Origin of the sequence: Rhizobium sp. BK591, from assembly GCF_014195045.1 — a bacterium.
Taxonomy (GTDB): domain Bacteria; phylum Pseudomonadota; class Alphaproteobacteria; order Rhizobiales; family Rhizobiaceae; genus Rhizobium; species Rhizobium anhuiense.
In genome coordinates this window covers 32,551-49,514 of sequence record NZ_JACIAZ010000009.1, presented here as the reverse complement: position 1 = coordinate 49,514, position 16,964 = coordinate 32,551, and the positions used below count along the sequence as shown (strand labels likewise).

The window sequence follows — 16,964 nt, the reverse complement described above, 5'->3', positions numbered from 1 at the left end:
TCGACGTGACACGTTCCTCCATTTCGGCCGGATGCATGGACCGCAGAGCCAGCTGCCCTACTGCGTTCGCATAGGGTGACAGCGACCGAGGGAGAATGGTTTGGGACTGCGATCAGGCGCATTCTCCAATCCATCGGTTTACCGGCCGCACCGGAGATCTTGCGTGCGACGGCGCCGACGAAGTCGCTTCGCTCATCGAGGACGCGGTGGGCACGCCGAGCAGCTGCCTGCTCACCTTCAAGTCACCAGAGGATTATCCTCACCAAGGACAAGGAGACTACCCATGAAAATCGTCGTTATCGGCGGCACCGGCCTGATCGGCTCGAAGACCGTGGAAAGATTGCGCAACAAAGGGCACGAGGTGTTGGCGGCTTCGCCGAATTCGGGCGTCGACACGATCACCGGCAAAGGCCTGACGGAAGCGCTCGCAGGCGCACAGGTGGTGCTCGATCTCGCAAATTCACCCTCCTTCGAGGACAAGGCCGTTCTGGAATTCTTCCAGACCTCGGGCCGCAACCTGCTCAAGGCGGGGGCTGCTGCCGGCGTGAAGCATCACATCGCTCTGTCGATCGTCGGCATGGAACGGCTGCAGGGCAGCGGCTATATGCGCGCCAAGATGGCCCAGGAAGAGCTGATCAAGAGCTCCGGGCTACCCTACACCATCGTGCACTCCACACAGTTCCATGAATTCATGGCTGGCATCGCTCAGTCGAACACCGTCGGCCAGGCGGCGCATCTGTCGCCGGCCTATCTGCAGCCGATCGCCTCTGACGACGTCGCCGACGTCATGGCCGAGGTGGCGCTCGCCCCGCCTGTCAACGGCACGATCGAAATCGGCGGGCCGGAGAAAATCCGCCTTACCGACATCGTAACGCGTCTGTTCAAGGCGACGAACGATCCGCGCCAGGTGATCGCCGATCCGCACGCCCGCTACTTCGGCGTGGAGCTCGAGGACAATTCGCTCGTGACCGGCCCCAAGGCGCGGCTCGGCCGGATCCGCTTCGACGACTGGCTCAGCCGTCAGCCGGCCCAGAAAAAGAGCGCCTGATACCGGGCGTCCGACCCATTCCCATCAACGTAGGAGACCAGACATGCTCACCAAAATGATCTCGGCGGCGGCGCTCGCCGTTGTCCTTACCACAGGCACTCAGGCTCACGCGGCAGGCGGCGACGCGAAGGTAAGCGTCGTTTACGACCAGAAGCTCCCCAATGTTCCCGGCAAGAGCGTGCGGGCGGTGCTTGTCGAATATGGGCCAGGCGGCTCCTCGCCCGGCCATACGCATCCGGCTTCGGCCTTCATCTATGCCACCGTTCTCGAAGGAGCGATCACCAGCAAGGTGAATGACGGGCCGGAAAAAGTCTACAAGGCCGGCGAAAGCTTTCCCGAATTTCCCGGCGATCATCACAGCGTCAGCAAAAACGCCAGCAAGACAAAGCCGGCGCGCCTGCTTGCGGTCTTCGTGCTGAACACCGACGAGACGGAGCTGACGATCGACGACAAGTGACGCCATGCGTGATGCCCGGCGGCGCCGGGCATCACTTCCTCGCCGTGTCTCAGGCCGCCTGCAGCGCCAGTTCCAGGTCGGCAATCAGATCATCCGGATGTTCGATGCCGATCGACAGGCGGATCGTCGATTCCAACACACCGATGCGCTGGCGGACATCGGCAGGCACACCGGAATGCGTCATGGCGGCCGGATGGCTCGCAAGCGATTCCGTGCCGCCGAGGCTGACCGCGAGCTTGAAGATCTGTAGCGCGTTCAGGAATTTGAACGAAGCGGGCTGACCGCCGCGAATATCGAAAGAGAAGGTGGAGCCGGCGCCGGTGCATTGCGCCCTGAAGGTCCGGCCGGCCGGCGATTCCGGATCGTGGTAGGGCAGGTAGTGGACCCTCTCAACCTTCGGATGATCACGCAGAAAATCGGCAACGGCCCGCGCGTTGCTGTTTGCCCGCTCCATGCGCAGCTGCAGCGTCTCCAGCGAACGGCCGAGCATCCAGCAGGAATGTGGATCGAGCTGCGTGCCGATCGCGCCGCGCAGGGCCTTGATCTGCTTGATCACTGCCTTGCGACCAAGAACGGCGCCGGCGATCAGATCGGAATGACCGCCGACATATTTGGTCAGCGAATAGAGCGAGATATCGGCGCCGTGCTCGATCGGCCGCTGGAAGACCGGTCCGAGCAGGGTATTGTCGCAGACGATGATCGGCATATGGCCCTGTCTTGCACCGATCATGTCGGCCACCCGCCGGATCATCGCGACATCGACCAGGCTGTTGGTCGGATTGGCAGGCGTCTCAATCAGGATGACGGAGACGCGGCCTTTGCCCATCGCCTCTTCCGCCGCCTTCTGCACCGATCCTTCGCTGACGCCGTCGGCAAATCCAACGGCGGCGGTGCCGAGGTTGAGGAAGGTCTTCGCCAGCAATGTTTCCGTTCCCCCATAGAGCGGTTGCGAATGCAAGATCGCATCGCCAGGCCGGACGAAGGCAAGCAGAGTGGTGGCGATCGCCGCCATGCCGGATGAAAACAGCACGCCGCTTTCCGTCCGTTCGTAGACGGCAAGCCTGTCCTCGACGATCTCGCTGTTTGGATGGTTGAAACGCGAGTAGACGAGGCCGGCCCCTTTCCCCTCGGGCGGCTCGCGGCGGCCCGACACATAATCGAAGAAGTCGCGGCCATCCTCCGCGGTATTGAACACGAAGGTGGAGGTGAGGAACACCGGCGGCTTGACCGCCCCTTCCGAGAGTTCCGGATCGTAGCCGTAGTTCAGCATCTGTGTTTCGGGATGCAAGGCATGATTGCCGATATGGGTTTTGGAAGGATGCGGGGCGGTCATCATCGTCTCCTGTTTCGGGACTGCAGAAACGGCAGAATACATCAAAACTATATGAGAGGAGCAATCATCGCGGTCAGCTCATGGTCTCGCCCAGAGTGTCCGCGACATAGGCGCCACGCGCTCCCATCGGCAGCGGCGTGCCCGTCGTCGTGTCCTTTGCGGTCTGATGCTCCAGTTCGGCGTTAAGCTCCCCTCCGACGATAAGAATGACGACGGAAAGCCAGATCCAGATGAGGAAGCCGATCAGCGCGCCGAGCGTGCCGTATGTCGCGTTGTAATTGGCAAAATGATCCAGATAGAAGGAGAAACCGAGGGACATGGCAGCCCAGGCGACCGTGGTCAGAACCGCGCCCCACGTCATCCACCGGAGCGTGGCAGGCTCGCGGCTGGGGCCGAAGCGGTAGACCGATGTGACCGCCACCGCGACGACCAGCAGAAGCAGCGGCCATCGCATGAGAAGCGCCATATGCTCCTTGAATTGATCGAGCCAGAGATAGGAGAGGACCACCGGCATGACCCCGACGAGCGCCACCATGACCACCATCAAAAGCATCGCGCACAAGGTGAAGCAGAGACCTATCAGGTTCAACCGGACAAGCCCCCGCTTCTCCTCCTCCTCATAGGCGACGTTCATCGCGTCGAAGATCGCCAGCGTGCCGCTATGCGTGCTCCACAGGGCGATGCCGAGACCGACGAAGAAGGTCATGCCGAGCGTGGCGTCGCGCCGGTTGACCAGTTCCTTGATCTGGTCGGCAAGAAGATCGAACGCGCCGGGCGGCAAAAGCGCGGCCAATTCGCGAAGGTGTTCGGATATGATGATCGGATCGGCAACCAGCCCGTAAAGAGAGACCAAGGCCGCCATGGCTGGAAACAGCGCCAGCAACAGATAAAAGGTCACGCCCGCCGCAATCAACGTCACTCGGTCGGCGAGGACTTCGTGGAAGACACGCCAGAACACGTCGCGCAGACCGCTGAGAGGAATGGCCTCGGGCACACTGGCACTGCGGCCATGATCGTCACCCCGGTGGCCGGTATTCGCAGACGGGGCGACCGAACTGCGCTCTTTTGCCTGCATCAAGACAAGCGCGCCGATCCCCGCGGCCATCACTGTCGCGGCAATGGAGAGCCTCTTGAGGTGAAGCACATCGGACATGAGGATGTTCTCCGGTCTGGTGCTGACATAACGCAGGCCGCCGCTAAAGGATGCAAGCCGTTGCTTTCCTACGGACATTTGATGCGGGGGCGACGTCAGTCTGTTCCCAGGCGGGTCAGGCTGCAGGGGAATGGACACGAAAGCGGGAGCAATTCGGAAAGCCATAAGTCATTGATATCGCTTCAATCACATAAGACTACGGAAGCAAAATCGGACTTTGGTTTCGTTACCGCGTTGCCGGCTGCCTGTCCGAAAGGGCTGCCAACTAGGGTTTCTTGGCGGCCACGAGGCCATAGATTGGCGCTCGGCTCACATCCGGAGCGCAATTTGGATCCAAAATCCACTCGCCACCATCCCGATTCCGGCACCTTTCGGCGACCGGCATCCGCAGATGAAGCGTTGATCACAAGCCTGGCAAAAGAATAGCGCCGGCGACGATGGCCTGCAATAGCCGCTTGCGTTTTCACCCGACAAATATCGGGTCAGAGCATCCACGACCGATTGCTTTCCCCCGGCACAGCTCACGACCAAGCGTCGTCGAGACCGAGACGCTGCCTGCTCACGGACACGATCTTGAAGGCCTCGTTGTCGCGTACCAGATTGTCGGCAATTGACAGAATACGCCCAGCGATCGACGAACACGCAAGCATCTGCGCAGCAAGAAGGCGAAGCCAGCTGCCCACTCAGGATGGCGAGCAGTTCGCAGCCTGGCCTCATTCAGCCATCGGCGCCCCGACCGTCGCCGGCGGCGCTGCTCCGGCAGTTCAGTATCAGGCGCCCGTGGGCACCCCCTTCGCACGGCGCAGGATCATCTCGAGGTATAGTGGCCGGGATTGACGCAGGTCTTCCCCAGACTGCCTGAGAGCAAGGGACTTCCCCATCAATACGCGCACCACTGTCGGGCGCTGCTCCATCTGCCATGGCGGCGCGGCCTTAGCGCCACATATGCCTATCCCACGAGAATGAACCGGGGGCTGCCGTTTCACACATGCATTCGGCTCGCCACCGCGGGCAAATCGCTGAACGTCACCGCAGCTTCATGTGCGCTAACGAAGGTCTCATCCGCGAACTGCCGATCCCCTGCCCCGCAATCCTTCCACTCAATCACATAAGGACCCGACTGCAGATGACAGCTGCGCCGCTGGACCGCATCACACCGAGACGGCAGCCTCAATGGCGGGACGGCAATCCCTGCGCCCGGACAACTGCCTGATGGACCCCGTTGTCCGCGGACAACGGGATGATCAACGTGATTCCAATCAGATCATTTGCGCGAACGGCCCCACAGCAATTGATGGCGCGACCGACGAGATACCCCTGATGTCACCTTGCCAGCCGGCATCCTGGACGCGCAGCACCATGACCGCCGTGGCGGCGCCGCCAGCCATCGCAGAGCGGCGCCTTGTCGAACAGCTTCGTGAATGTGCGCAAAGAATTTGGTAAAGATCGGACCAGCCGGCAGATCTGCCCGCTCGTTCCACAAGGGACGGAATGCGGCCCATTCGAAAAGCCGCGCAGTTGCCGGCGTAGTGATTTTTCTCGCCGAAAGCTTCCACGGATGATCGTCGGCTGGCTCAGCGACGAGGCGGAAACGAACTCATCCACCGCGCGGTGGGAAGCCACTGGACCAATTAACAAGGCCGAAGCGAAAGTGGCTTGATGACAGCGGCAGCATCCGCATGCGGTGGAAGCCGATGGGCCGGTCCCTGCCGCAAATGACCAGTGTAAGGTGGTCAGTTTGGCGACCGCTTGTCGAATATTCGATCAATGCACCCATCAGCTGGACGGCGATGCGTAAGGTCACGCGCTCGACCGAGCGAAAGGCCCAACCAAGACAGACCAAGAGAGGATCGTCATCGTCGACCACCGAGCCGCCCTCACCTTCGCGCACCCCGGCGCTTGAGGCGCAGCAATGCGATCACTGATGCTCTCACCGATCGCTTCACCCCGGACCGAGCCGACCTCCGTCGTCTCGCAGCGAAGCGCAGCCCTTCCTCCGGCATCGCACCTCGGCTGGTTGTCCGCGGACAACACCATGCCAGCCCCATCACCTGCGAGAAAAGCTGCACCTGCCCGACCGCCTTCGTCCGCAGCGTGATCCACATAAAGAGCGGCGCAACCGCCAGGCTTGAATTTGCCGCATTGCGGCACTACCTCGTGACGGACTGAAGCGCTTAACCCCTCCGAGCAGCTTCGGTCCGACGGACAGCATCTCTCCTCCCCGGCTGTCGGTCACAATCGAAGCCCGGCGCATCTCTCCCGCGCCGGGCTTTTGTCGTTTTGGCCGCCTTCCGTCGCCGGCCAGTCAGCAACGCTTCCCAATTTCTCCATTCTTGTGGACGCTCCTCAAGCGATAGGCCGTGAACCGGTGAAGCCGGCGGAAGCGACTTAGTACCCGTCGCCTGCTGATCTTCACTGGCATCTGAACGCCGCCTTCCCAGAGGAGCCTCGAATGCCTCGGCGAGACCGCGCGCGCTCGGATCGGCCAGCAGCTCGTCCGTGGACGCGCCGTATCCAGATCCATACGGACCAGAGCAATCCCGCTTCGTCCTCCGCGGACACGGCCGTGGCTCGGACACCTCGGCGCACTTGGCCAATCTCAAAGGCACCGGCAGTAAAATCTCACCGGCAAGCATTCCGGCGCCAGGGCAGGGGAGACCGTGACGCGCCTGCACTCAGCTTAGGGAGGGTGAGTCAGACGTCGGCACTCCAAGCTTTGTCATCACCCATGCCGTCCTGGGCAGAGTGTTTGGGTGTGGCGATACCATTGCCGGCCAGAAGTGTGACCGGCTGATTGCGCCGCCGAAGGGCAGGGCGGCATCGAGGGCGTTTATCTCCCGGCACGGCGATGTGCTGCATCGCTCCCATTCCTCACGAAGATGGAGCGGTCGACTCGGGCGGAACGGATGTTTCAAACGTCGTCATAACAAAGCGCCCATTGGTCGCCGATATACCAGCAGCGTCCAAGACGCGGATCCGCCTTCCACAGCAGGCTTTTGACGAACTCGATACCGCCGCGCTTGAAGGCGGCCGTCAGCGCTTCGATTTCGTTCTCGTCGATCGTCAAACCGCCCTCGGCGCAGACGAAATAAGCCGTGCTGATCCACCGCGCCGCAAATCCATTCTCGCCGCGCTCGATGCGAAGCGCGGCGCCGTGGGATGCGTGACGGCCGCCATTCGACGGTCGGCCCTGGCGCGGCACGCCAAGCGGCAGCACTAGGCGCCCTCCGGGCCGCAGCCCTTCGATCCATGATGCCGCGGGACGCGTGACGGCGAAATTCACATAGATCGCATCCACCTCTTGCTGCGGCCATTGAGTGCCGTCGGCGATGATGACGCTGACATTGGCTCGGTCGGCAAGCGCCGTTTGAGCGTGGCCGGCCAGATCGGCGTCCATCTCGACGGCATAGACATGACCGGCAGCACCGACCAGCTCCGCGAGGATGGCGCTATAATAACCGGTGCCGGCACCGATATGGACGATACGATCACCGACCTTGACGTCGAGTTCGCCCAGGAGCCGGGCATGCAGTGAGGGACTGCCGTTGTTGACGCCCTTGTCGGGCTGCAGGGCGAATAACACATCCTGATAGGCCAGAACCAAATCGGAGGAGGGGAGGGGGCGATATCCGCCACCCAGATTGGCGATCTGCCATGGCGGAGCACCGAGAAATTTCTCGCGTGGCACAGCGGCAAAGGCAGCTTCGATCCGCGGGTTCGTCATCCCGGCGGTCGCCGCCACCTGATGGGCATAAGCGCGGCGGATCACCGCAAGGTCGTCGGCCGTGAACATTGCACTGGGCATGGGCAAATCTCCGGACATGGCTCCGATCTGTTCTGTTTTACGTCTTTGCGGCGCCAGATCCATCACTAGCGGTATTGGACCCCTAGCTATAGCGTGAGGGAGGCACTTCCATCCCATTCCGCAGTAGCGGAACTAATTGGCTAATTACGTTCATTATACCGATAAATTAATTATATTTTCAGTGAACTGCAGAGATGCGGGATATTTATGCGCCGTCGCCGAACTGGCCGTAGAGACAATGCGGTTGATAGTCGCTCTGCGCTTTTATTTATCGGTCAATCCGGGGCAGGGGAGACAATGACGGCCGATGCCCTTTGGGACCTCCGCCTTCGCGATCTCCCGTCGAATCCCTTTCGGACCGCCGCGCAGTAGGGATGCTCGATCCAGGACAGCGTATATCCGCACCGCGCCCTTAGATCATATACTCCGGTTCGGACACGGTTTGGTCCATGGTGATACCCGGCAGGTTGAAGTGACGCCTGCCCACCTGCTTTGCCGGAATGCCTGCGACCGATGTGTAATCGGCAACGGCATTCACGACCACGCTGCCTGCACCCACCTTGGCGCCGATGCCAATTTCGATATTGCCGAGGATCTTGGCTCCCGCTCCGATCAGAGCGCCGCGCCGCACCTTCGGGTGCCGGTCACCGGTTTCCTTACCCGTTCCTCCCAATGTGACGTTCTGGAGGATCGATACATCGTCTTCGACGACAGCCGTCTCGCCGATGACCAGGCCGCTCCCATGATCGAGCATGATGCTCCGGCCCATCTTTGCGGCGGGATGAATGTCGACGCCGAAAACTTCGGAAATGCGGCTTTGAATATGGCGCGCCAAATGGAGGCGGTCATGGTGCCATAGCCAGTGGGCAACGCGTTGGCCCTGCAGAGCCACAAAGCCTTTGAAATACAGGAATGGCGTCAGGATTTCCGTGTTCGACGGATCACGCTCCTTGATTGCCGTCAGGTCCGCCGCGGCATCGGCGACAATATTGCGATTGCCGATGAACGCCTGGGCAATCACCGCCAGCAGCTCGTCATGGTCGAGGTCGTGATTGGCCAGTTTGATCGCGACCCGCTGGGCCAGCGCCTGGGCGAAACTCGCATGATAAAGCACGGCGGAATTCATGGCGCGCGTGAGTGCTGCATCCTTGGCCGAAGCATTGACGGCCTCCGCGCAAAGAGCCTCCCATATGGCGGCAACCTGAGGCGAGGGGGATGGCTCGGTCGACAGATTGCTCAAGCTGACCAGTGGAACCGTCATAGCACCTTCCTTCTACAGGCGAACGTCGTGACGTCCGGCATGAGGTTAGGTGAATCCGGCCCTCGATAGATGGTCTATAATTACGTGGATCTTCGCAGCAGCTCCAAAATTCCTCTCTTTTTTCGTCAGAAACGGGAAATTATTTCCAAGTTGCCGCATCACCCGTCACCGGTGCTCCGGAAGGCTTGAAGCGAGCAGCCGCAAGAAAGCCAAGGCTCGCCAGACGCCAAAGCCGGGCCGTCATCACTTGAAGTCGAATAGTGCTTGCGTTCCGGATATAAATTTCTATGGTTTTAGTAGAGAATTATGCAGCCGGTCGGTTCTGATGGATACCGAACGGAGCGATCCAACGCAGAAGGAGCCGATGAATGACTCTTCTCTCGTCACGTTCTTCGAATTCGGAGAGCCGAGATGCCGACCATCTCGCAAGGATTGCGATCATCGGCCGGGGCTTTACCGGGATCATGACCGCAATCGCTCTTTTCAAGAGAGTCGATCGGCCCTTCCATCTGGTGATGTTCGATCCGCGCGCGAAGATCGATATCGGCGAGGGCATCAGTCAGCCCGCATCGACGGTGCTGACCAGCCGCGTTCGCGACCTTTCCGTCGATCCCGGACTCCCGGACGATTTTCGCCGCTGGCTGGAAACGAATGACACATGGCGCGATCGCCTGATCTCGGATCCTGCCGGTCTCGAACACGCCTTTGTACCCGGAGATATTTTCAGCACCTATGTGTATAAACGCTTTTCCGAAGCCCTGACGCTTCGGCCTGATGTGATCGTCCAGTTTGGCTCGGATGCGGTCACGGCGATCGACAGGCATCTGGACGGGGGATATTCCGTTTGCCTTGGAGGAGAGCAACGAACCCGCTTCGATGCCGTGTTTCTCGCGACCGGTTACGGCATGCGGGACAATACAGACGTGGCGCCTGCCGGCGGAGTGCGAAGCGCCGTCGTGATCGGCGGCGGCATCCACGCGGTCGACAGGGCGCTCGGCTTGCTGGCGGATGCCAAGATTTCCCATGTCACGTTGATCTCGGAATCGGGCTTCCTGCCTCAGTCGCATGCTCCCGCCGCCGTCGGAGCTGTTGTCACCGACCAACCCATGCCGCGGACGCTGCGCGGCGCGTTCCGTTTCCTGCGTGAGGCCGCCAGCAAAGCCGATCTGGAAGGTTCGGGATGGCAAGGCATTATGAACGGCTTTCGTTCACGTGCGCGCGATCTTTGGGCGGGATTGACGCCGGAAGAGCGAGCGCGGTTCAAACGCCACGTGAAGGCCATCTACGACAGCCATCGCAACCGCTTGCCGCCGGAGCACTATCAGCGCCTGCATCATGCGATCGCCAGCGGCGCGATCGCCGTCAGGAAGGGCAAAGTGAATTGCATCGCCACCAACGGCGTGCTGTTTTCAGCGCCGACCGGGCTCGAGGTCCTTCCCGCGGATCTGACGATAGACTGCCGGTTCCGGCCGTCCGGGACCGATAGCCCGCTGGTTCGCTCGCTTATCGTTGCAGGCCTTGCAACGCGGGACGAACTCGAGATCGGTATCGTCGTTGACGAATGCGGGCGGACCAAGGCGAGCGCGTTGCACGGGCTGTTTGCGATGGGGCCGCTCGGCCTGGGCAGCCTTCCGGATATCGATCTGGTGCCTCAGATCGTCTTGCAGAGCCATGCGGCTGCGTCGTTGCTCAACAGCCGGATCGGCGAAACGGCCGTTCGCGATGCCTGGATGGCTGTCGGTGACGCAAGCGGCGGCAGCTCCGGATTGGAGCGGAAATCCTCTCCGACATAATTGGTATCGATTGGCATCATAGAGCGCGTGACGATCTCGATGAACTCGGCGGCGCTCATAACATTCCTCCGGCTCGGCAGCATCTTTCCAAAATCAACGTGCCTTGCGAGCGGCAGCGGCGTGGATTCATTGGGGAAGGGCGGGAGCCTCCGGGCCAGCTCGATCTAGCCGCGACCATATGGCGAGAAGGCGCAAGGCAGCCGGATCGCGAGGCGCCGGCTCCAAGGGCTGCATCTTCGACCTCCTTCAACCCGAAAATGAAACCCGCCAATGACCGCCAAGTCGCTGGCGGCAAGGTCATGGCGGTGAACCTCTGAAACAAGAGGGAAATGCTGCACTGCCGAAAAAATCGCCACGCGCGCCACTGCGCGTTTTTTCGGCATGCCCCATTGACAATTTCTCCTTGATGGCACTTGATAAGTCCATCCAATAAAATAGACATGTGTCCGGTATATTGGATTAACTGGAAACATCCATTAAGGGGAACGCCATGACCATTTCCTTTCGCACCGGCGTGCTGTCGCTGATCGCTGCCGCCCTGTTGTCCACGCCTGCGCTGGCTGAAGGCAGCAAGCTCGATGAAGTGCTGGCCCGCGGCCACCTCGTCCTCGGCACGGGCAGCACCAATGCGCCCTGGCACTTCAAGAGCGCCGACGACAAGCTTCAGGGCTTCGACGTCGACATGGGCCATATCATCGCCAAGGCCCTCTTCGGCGATCCTGAAAAGATCGACTATGTGAACCAGTCCTCCGACGCCCGCATCCCGAACATCACCACTGACAAGGTCGACATCACCTGCCAGTTCATGACCGTTACCGGCGAGCGCGCCCAGCAGGTTGCCTTCACCATTCCTTATTATCGCGAAGGCGTGGGCCTGATGCTGAAAGCGGACGGAAAGTATGCCGATTACGCCGCCCTCAAGGCCGCCGGCTCCTCCGTCACCATCTCCGTCCTTCAGAACGTCTATGCCGAGGCCATGGTGCATGCGGCCTTGCCGGAGGCGACCGTCGATCAGTACGAATCCGTCGACCTGATCTACCAGGCGCTGGAGTCGGGACGTGCCGATGCAGTCGCCACCGACCAGTCGTCGCTCGCCTGGTACATGACGCAGAATCCGGGCCGCTATAAGGATGCCGGCTACGGCTGGAACCCGCAGACCTATGCCTGCGCCGTCAAGCGCGGCGATCAGGATTGGCTGAACTTCGTCAACACCGCCCTGCACGAAGCCATGACCGGCGTTGAGTTCGACTTTTACGCCAAGTCCTTCAAGACCTGGTTCGGCAAGGATCTGACGCCGCCGCAGATCGGCTTTCCCGTCGAGTTCAAGTAACATCCATGCGGAGCGGGACTTGCTCCCGCTCCGCTCGATTAAAGAGTGAGAGTGTGACGTCGTCCGAAAACTGTTCGCACTTTTCGGCATCACGCTCTGATCTGAAAGGGCAGCCCGTATGGGTTACACTTTGAATTTCGCGGCCGTCTGGCGCAATTTCGATTTTCTTTTGAGCGGGCTTGCGCTCAGTCTCGGCCTCGCGGTGATCTCGATCCTGATCGGAGCCGTGATCGGTCTCGTCGTGGCCTTCGCACTGACCTCCAAGAGCCGCTTTGCGGTCGTGCCGGCCCGGGCCTATGTCACCGTCATTCGCAACCTGCCGATTCTCGTCCTGGTGCTTTTCGCCTTTTTTGCGCTGCCGCAGATGGGCCTGCGCCTCGACAAGATAAAAAGCTTCGTCCTGGTTCTATCCCTCTATTCCGGCGCCTATCTGGCCGAGGTGTTCCGCGCCGGACTGCTGTCGATTCCCAGAGGACTGACGGAAGCGGGCCTTGCCATCGGCCTGACGGGCATGCAGATCCGCAGTTCCATCATCGCGCCGCTGATGCTGCGCAACGTGCTGCCATCGCTGTCTTCGACGATCATCTCGCTCTTCAAGGACACCTCGCTCGCCGCCGCCATCGCCGTGCCGGAACTGACCTTTGCCGCCCGCAAGATCAATGTCGAGAGTTTCCGCGTCATCGAAACCTGGATGGTCACATCGGCCCTCTATGTCGCGACCTGTTTCCTCATCGCCGCCGTGATGCGTTTCGTCGAACGCCGTCTGGCCCTGCCGAGATAGACCCTGATGTCCTACACCTTTCTCGAACAACTCTGGATTGCCCGCTACGTCATCATGAACGGCATCGGCGTGACCGTGTCGATCTCGCTGCTGGCCATCCTCGCGGGCTCCGTGCTCGGCATTTTCGTCGGCTTGGCGCTGGTCTACGGCGGCGTCATTTTGCGTCTGGTCGTGCGCGCCTATACGGATATCATCCGCGGCACGCCGGTGCTCGTGCTGGTGCTGGCGAGCTACTACGTCTCCGCCGCCGTCGGCCTCGATCTCGGGCCGTTCTCGGCAGGCGTGCTCGCCCTTGCTATCTTCTGCTCCTCCCATGTCGGCGAAATCGTCCGTGGAGCGCTTCAGGCGATCCCGAAGGGACAAACCGAAGCCGCCAAGGCGATCGGCCTGACCTTTACCCAGACCTTCACCTCGGTGCTGTGGCCGCAGGCCATGCGCCAGTGCCTGCCGGCCTGGGTGAATACGGCGGCCGAGATGGTGAAGGCCTCGACGCTGCTTTCCGTCATCGGCGTTGCGGAGCTTCTCCTGCGCACGCAGGAAATCATCTCCCGCAATTTCATGAGTCTCCAGTTCTATTTCCTGGCTGGCGGTCTCTATTTCATCATCAACTACGGCATCGAGCACTTCGGCAAATATGTCGAGCGCAAGACCGCCCTGCCGTCCTGAGGAGTTCCCCCGATGGCCAAGACCATTCTCGACATCAAGGGTCTGCGCAAGACTTACGGCATCCACGAAGTCCTCAAGGGCGTCGATTGCGCCGTGGAGGAGGGCGAAGTCATTTCCATCATCGGCTCGTCCGGCTCCGGAAAGACTACCCTGCTGCGCTGCATCAACATGCTGGAGGAATTCCAGGGCGGCACGATCAGCCTCGATGGCGAGGAGATCGGCTACCGCGCGGAAGGGACAACGCGGCGACGCAAGAGCGAGAAGGAAATCGCTCGACAGCGCGCGCTGACCGGCATGGCGTTTCAGCAGTTCAATCTCTTCCCGCATATGAGCGCCGCCGAAAACGTCATGCTCGGCCTCGTCAAGGTCAAGAAAATGACGAAGCCGGACGCTCGCGCCATCGCGGAGAAATGGCTCGACCGTGTCGGCCTTGCCGCCCGCGCGAACCATTATCCCGGACAGCTTTCCGGCGGCCAGCAGCAGCGTGTCGCGATCGCCCGCGCCATCGCCATGTCGCCCAGGCTGATGCTGTTCGATGAGGTGACCTCGGCACTCGATCCGGAACTGGTGGGCGAAGTGCTGCAGGTCATCAAGGGGCTTGCCGCCGACGGCATGACCATGCTGCTCGTCACCCATGAGATGCGCTTTGCCTATGACGTTTCGTCACGCGTCATCTTCATGAACCAGGGCGTCATTTGCGAGGAGGGCGACCCGAAGGAGATGTTCGTGCAACCGAAGACCGAACGGCTGGCGGAATTCCTCAAGACCTCGAGTTTCAACTAGTGCAATTCCAGCAAAAGTGCGAAGCGGTTTTGCGTCCGGAATTGCGTGAAAACAAAGAGATAGAGCATTTCCATGATTCGGAGAAAAACGGAAATGCTCTAATGCATGTCACCCAAAGGTGCGCGGCGGTTTGGGCAAACGATTTGCATAAACAAAGAAAAATCCCACGGCGCTCCGCTTTGCGGATCGTCACGGGCGCTCGGTCCAAGGATCGACAAGTTCGATCCCAAAGCCCTCGAAATCCTTTATATTGCGGATGGCGAGGGTGAGATCGTGAGCAATCGCAGTGGCGGCAATCAGGCCGTCCATTGACGACAAGCCGCGTCCGCTTCGCTTTGCGAACCCCATCAAGTCGCCACAGGCTATCGCAACCGGCTCGTCCACAGGGATGACGCGCTGCTCGAAGCGCTGCGGCAGGTCCTGGGTGAGCCATTCGGCCAGCGCGTCGCGCTTCCGGGGCCGCTTGCCATCAGTGCACCGCCACGCCGGATCTCCGCGATCGACACGACGCTGATGAACGAGCGATCCTCGTCGAGGCTGTCCAGCCATTGTAAGGCATGTGTATCGGGACGCGGCCTTGTCACCTCGGAAAGCACGTTCGTGGCCGGCAGAAGTCTCACAGCTGGAGATCCCGCGGTTCGTCGCGCTGCCGTTCGGCATCCAGATCGGCGCCACGCAAAGGCGATTGCATCAGAAACTCTGCAAGGGTTCCCTTGCGCGCGGTCTTCCGCTGCCATTCCTCGGCCGAACCGGTCTTGCCGCAAGCAGCTTTTCGAGAGGAAGGGGCTTTGTGGGCTTTGGGCGGCCGGCGCCGATCCGGATTGACAACGAGTTGCCGGCACTCGCTCAATTTACGTTCAGTCTGCATTCCCAGGGTGCAAATTCCAGGCGCCGAATCCGAGATATCCTGGAAATCCTGAACGCAGAATTTTGGCACGCGCTTTGCTTTCTGTCTTGTATGCAAGATAGCCAGACATCCGAGACCACGCAGAAGACCATCGAGGAAACGATCGTTTCCGGGATTCTGTCAGCCAAGATCCGGCCCGGTACGCGGCTCAGCGAAAACCAGCTGGCAACCCTTTTCGGCGTGTCCCGCACCCGCGTTCGCGAAGCCATGATGCGCCTGGAAACACGCGGCATCGTACATGTCAGTCCGAGACGGGGCTGGTTCGTCGTCGAGCCGTCTGCCGAAGAGGCGATCGCGGTCTATGAGGCGCGGCGCGTCATCGAGGCCGGATTGCTGCGCAGCATGCGCGTGCTGACAGACGAGGGACATAAAGCTCTCGACGCGCATTTGAACGAGGAAAAAAGCGCCATGGCTGCCGGCGACCGCCAGCGCCTGACCTATTTGATGGGCGATTTTCACATCCGCATCGCAGAATTGAGCGGGAACGCCATCATCGTCGACATCCTGCGCGATCTCACCGCGAGGACGATCCTCATTTCGATGCTCTATCAGTCTGAATTTCATGCGACACAGTCTCACGACGGGCATTGCCGCATCTTCGAAGCGATGCAGGCGGGCGATTTCGGCAGAGCTGCGGAGCTCTCCGTCGAACATCTCGACGAAGTGGAAATGGGCCTCGACCTCACCGCGCGTCCGGATCCGCTCTCGGAACTGCGCAATTCCCTGTCCCTTCCTCCCAGAGCCGTATCCCCAACCGTCAGACCCAAAAAATCACAACTTCAAAGGAGCAATTGAAACATGCTGACAAGACGATTCTTCTTCGCAATCGCGACCCTGGCTGCAACCTTCGGCTTCGGCTCGGCGTCCTATGCCGATGCTCTCGCCGACATCACGGCGCGCGGGACGCTGCGTGTCGCCGTCCCGCAGGATTTCCCGCCCTTCGGTAGCGTCGGCACCGATATGGCGCCGATGGGCTACGATATCGATGTAGCCAATCTCATTGCCGAAAAGCTGGGCGTCAAGACCGAACTCGTGCCGGTCACCAGCGCCAACCGCGTCCCCTATCTGCAGACGAACAAAGTCGATCTGGTCATATCGAGCCTCGGCAAGAATGCGGAGCGCGAAAAGGTGATCGATTTCTCGACAGCCTATGCCCCCTTCTTCAATGGCGTGTTCGCGCCGGCCGATCTTTCGATCGCCAAGGCGGAGGATCTTGCGGGCAAGAGCATCGGCGTCACGCGCGGCGCCGTGGAGGACCTCGAACTGACGAAGATCGCGCCGGCCGATGCGACGATCAAGCGCTACGAGGACAATAACGGCACCATCTCCGCCTTCCTGTCCGGCCAGGTCGACACCATCGCCACCGGCAACGTCGTGGCCGCTGCGATCCTCGCTAAAAATCCTCCCAAGCGCCCTGAGCTGAAGTTCCTCATCAAGAATTCGCCCTGCTACATCGGCCTCAACAAGGAGCAGGCGGCGCTTCTGGAGAAGGTGAACGGCATTATCGCCGCCGCCAAAACCGATGGATCGCTCAACGCCATATCGCAGAAGTGGCTCGGCGCTGATCTCCCGTCGGATCTCTAAGGACCCGGTCTTACCAACGTCATCCCGCGCCCGCACGCGGGATGACGTGACGCTCGGTCACCG

15 protein-coding genes and 2 pseudogenes are annotated in these 16,964 nt (G+C 60.7%); 9 read left to right on the top strand and 8 right to left on the bottom strand.

Going from position 1 to position 16,964, the window contains the following annotated elements; all coding sequences use genetic code 11:
- Positions 1 to 283: 283 nt before the first annotated feature.
- Both FHX10_RS30685 and FHX10_RS30680 read left to right on the top strand, forming a co-directional pair.
- Positions 284 to 1,048 (top strand): SDR family oxidoreductase, encoded by a 765-nt coding sequence (locus FHX10_RS30685; protein ID WP_063474021.1) that lies wholly within the window; start codon positions 284 to 286, stop codon positions 1,046 to 1,048.
- Between the two features lie 43 nt (positions 1,049 to 1,091).
- Positions 1,092 to 1,505, top strand: a complete 414-nt coding sequence (locus FHX10_RS30680) for a cupin domain-containing protein (RefSeq protein ID WP_063474020.1) — start codon at positions 1,092 to 1,094, stop codon at positions 1,503 to 1,505.
- A gap of 49 nt (positions 1,506 to 1,554) precedes the next feature.
- Here the strand turns inward: FHX10_RS30680 and FHX10_RS30675 are convergent, their stop codons facing one another.
- The 6 genes from FHX10_RS30675 to cysE form a co-directional block, all read right to left on the bottom strand.
- Entirely contained in the window at positions 1,555 to 2,838 is a 1,284-nt protein-coding gene (locus FHX10_RS30675) for a cystathionine gamma-synthase family protein (protein ID WP_063474019.1), read from the bottom strand.
- Positions 2,839 to 2,911: 73 nt separating this feature from the next.
- A complete protein-coding gene (locus FHX10_RS30670; protein ID WP_063474018.1) occupies positions 2,912 to 3,991 on the bottom strand; it encodes a YihY/virulence factor BrkB family protein in 1,080 nt (359 codons plus the stop codon).
- Between the two features lie 1,259 nt (positions 3,992 to 5,250).
- The gene (locus FHX10_RS30665) at positions 5,251 to 5,547 is read right to left on the bottom strand and encodes a hypothetical protein (protein WP_125853679.1); all 297 of its coding nucleotides are present in this window, start codon (positions 5,545 to 5,547) and stop codon (positions 5,251 to 5,253) included.
- A 41-nt stretch (positions 5,548 to 5,588) separates the two neighbouring features.
- A complete protein-coding gene (locus FHX10_RS30660; RefSeq protein WP_125853677.1) occupies positions 5,589 to 5,858 on the bottom strand; it encodes a hypothetical protein in 270 nt (89 codons plus the stop codon).
- Between the two features lie 1,044 nt (positions 5,859 to 6,902).
- On the bottom strand, positions 6,903 to 7,814 hold the full coding sequence (locus FHX10_RS30655; protein WP_063474017.1) for a protein-L-isoaspartate O-methyltransferase family protein: 912 nt from the start codon (positions 7,812 to 7,814) through the stop codon (positions 6,903 to 6,905).
- Positions 7,815 to 8,208: 394 nt separating this feature from the next.
- On the bottom strand, positions 8,209 to 9,057 hold the full coding sequence (gene cysE / locus FHX10_RS30650; RefSeq protein ID WP_097543291.1) for a serine O-acetyltransferase: 849 nt from the start codon (positions 9,055 to 9,057) through the stop codon (positions 8,209 to 8,211).
- Positions 9,058 to 9,425: 368 nt separating this feature from the next.
- Between cysE and FHX10_RS30645 the strand changes: the two genes are divergently transcribed.
- The 5 genes from FHX10_RS30645 to FHX10_RS30625 all read left to right on the top strand — a co-directional run bounded on the left by FHX10_RS30645 (position 9,426) and on the right by FHX10_RS30625 (position 14,410).
- Complete coding sequence (locus FHX10_RS30645; RefSeq protein WP_246781271.1) at positions 9,426 to 10,850, top strand: FAD/NAD(P)-binding protein; 1,425 nt, start codon at positions 9,426 to 9,428, stop codon at positions 10,848 to 10,850.
- Between the two features lie 490 nt (positions 10,851 to 11,340).
- Positions 11,341 to 12,180 carry a transporter substrate-binding domain-containing protein gene (locus tag FHX10_RS30640; RefSeq protein WP_132574779.1) on the top strand — a complete coding sequence of 280 codons (840 nt, stop codon included), beginning with the start codon at positions 11,341 to 11,343 and terminating at the stop codon, positions 12,178 to 12,180.
- A 118-nt stretch (positions 12,181 to 12,298) separates the two neighbouring features.
- Complete coding sequence (locus FHX10_RS30635; RefSeq protein ID WP_047613797.1) at positions 12,299 to 12,961, top strand: amino acid ABC transporter permease; 663 nt, start codon at positions 12,299 to 12,301, stop codon at positions 12,959 to 12,961.
- A gap of 6 nt (positions 12,962 to 12,967) precedes the next feature.
- The gene (locus FHX10_RS30630; protein WP_132574777.1) at positions 12,968 to 13,627 is read left to right on the top strand and encodes an amino acid ABC transporter permease; all 660 of its coding nucleotides are present in this window, start codon (positions 12,968 to 12,970) and stop codon (positions 13,625 to 13,627) included.
- Between the two features lie 12 nt (positions 13,628 to 13,639).
- Positions 13,640 to 14,410 carry an amino acid ABC transporter ATP-binding protein gene (locus FHX10_RS30625; RefSeq protein WP_132574775.1) on the top strand — a complete coding sequence of 257 codons (771 nt, stop codon included), beginning with the start codon at positions 13,640 to 13,642 and terminating at the stop codon, positions 14,408 to 14,410.
- 189 nt (positions 14,411 to 14,599) lie between these two features.
- On the opposite strand, the pseudogene FHX10_RS30620 reads toward FHX10_RS30625, so the two are convergent.
- Both FHX10_RS30620 and FHX10_RS35330 read right to left on the bottom strand, forming a co-directional pair.
- A pseudogene (locus FHX10_RS30620) lies at positions 14,600 to 15,030 on the bottom strand (type II toxin-antitoxin system VapC family toxin).
- A pseudogene (locus tag FHX10_RS35330) lies at positions 15,027 to 15,158 on the bottom strand (prevent-host-death protein); the annotation flags it as partial. The pseudogenes FHX10_RS30620 and FHX10_RS35330, both read right to left, overlap by 4 nt.
- Before the next feature lie 210 nt (positions 15,159 to 15,368).
- Here FHX10_RS35330 and FHX10_RS30615 point away from each other — a divergent pair.
- Together FHX10_RS30615 and FHX10_RS30610 are read left to right on the top strand one after the other, a co-directional pair.
- Positions 15,369 to 16,112, top strand: a complete 744-nt coding sequence (locus tag FHX10_RS30615) for a GntR family transcriptional regulator (RefSeq protein ID WP_063474012.1) — start codon at positions 15,369 to 15,371, stop codon at positions 16,110 to 16,112.
- A gap of 3 nt (positions 16,113 to 16,115) precedes the next feature.
- A complete protein-coding gene (locus FHX10_RS30610; RefSeq protein WP_132574773.1) occupies positions 16,116 to 16,901 on the top strand; it encodes a transporter substrate-binding domain-containing protein in 786 nt (261 codons plus the stop codon).
- Positions 16,902 to 16,964 lie beyond the last annotated feature (63 nt).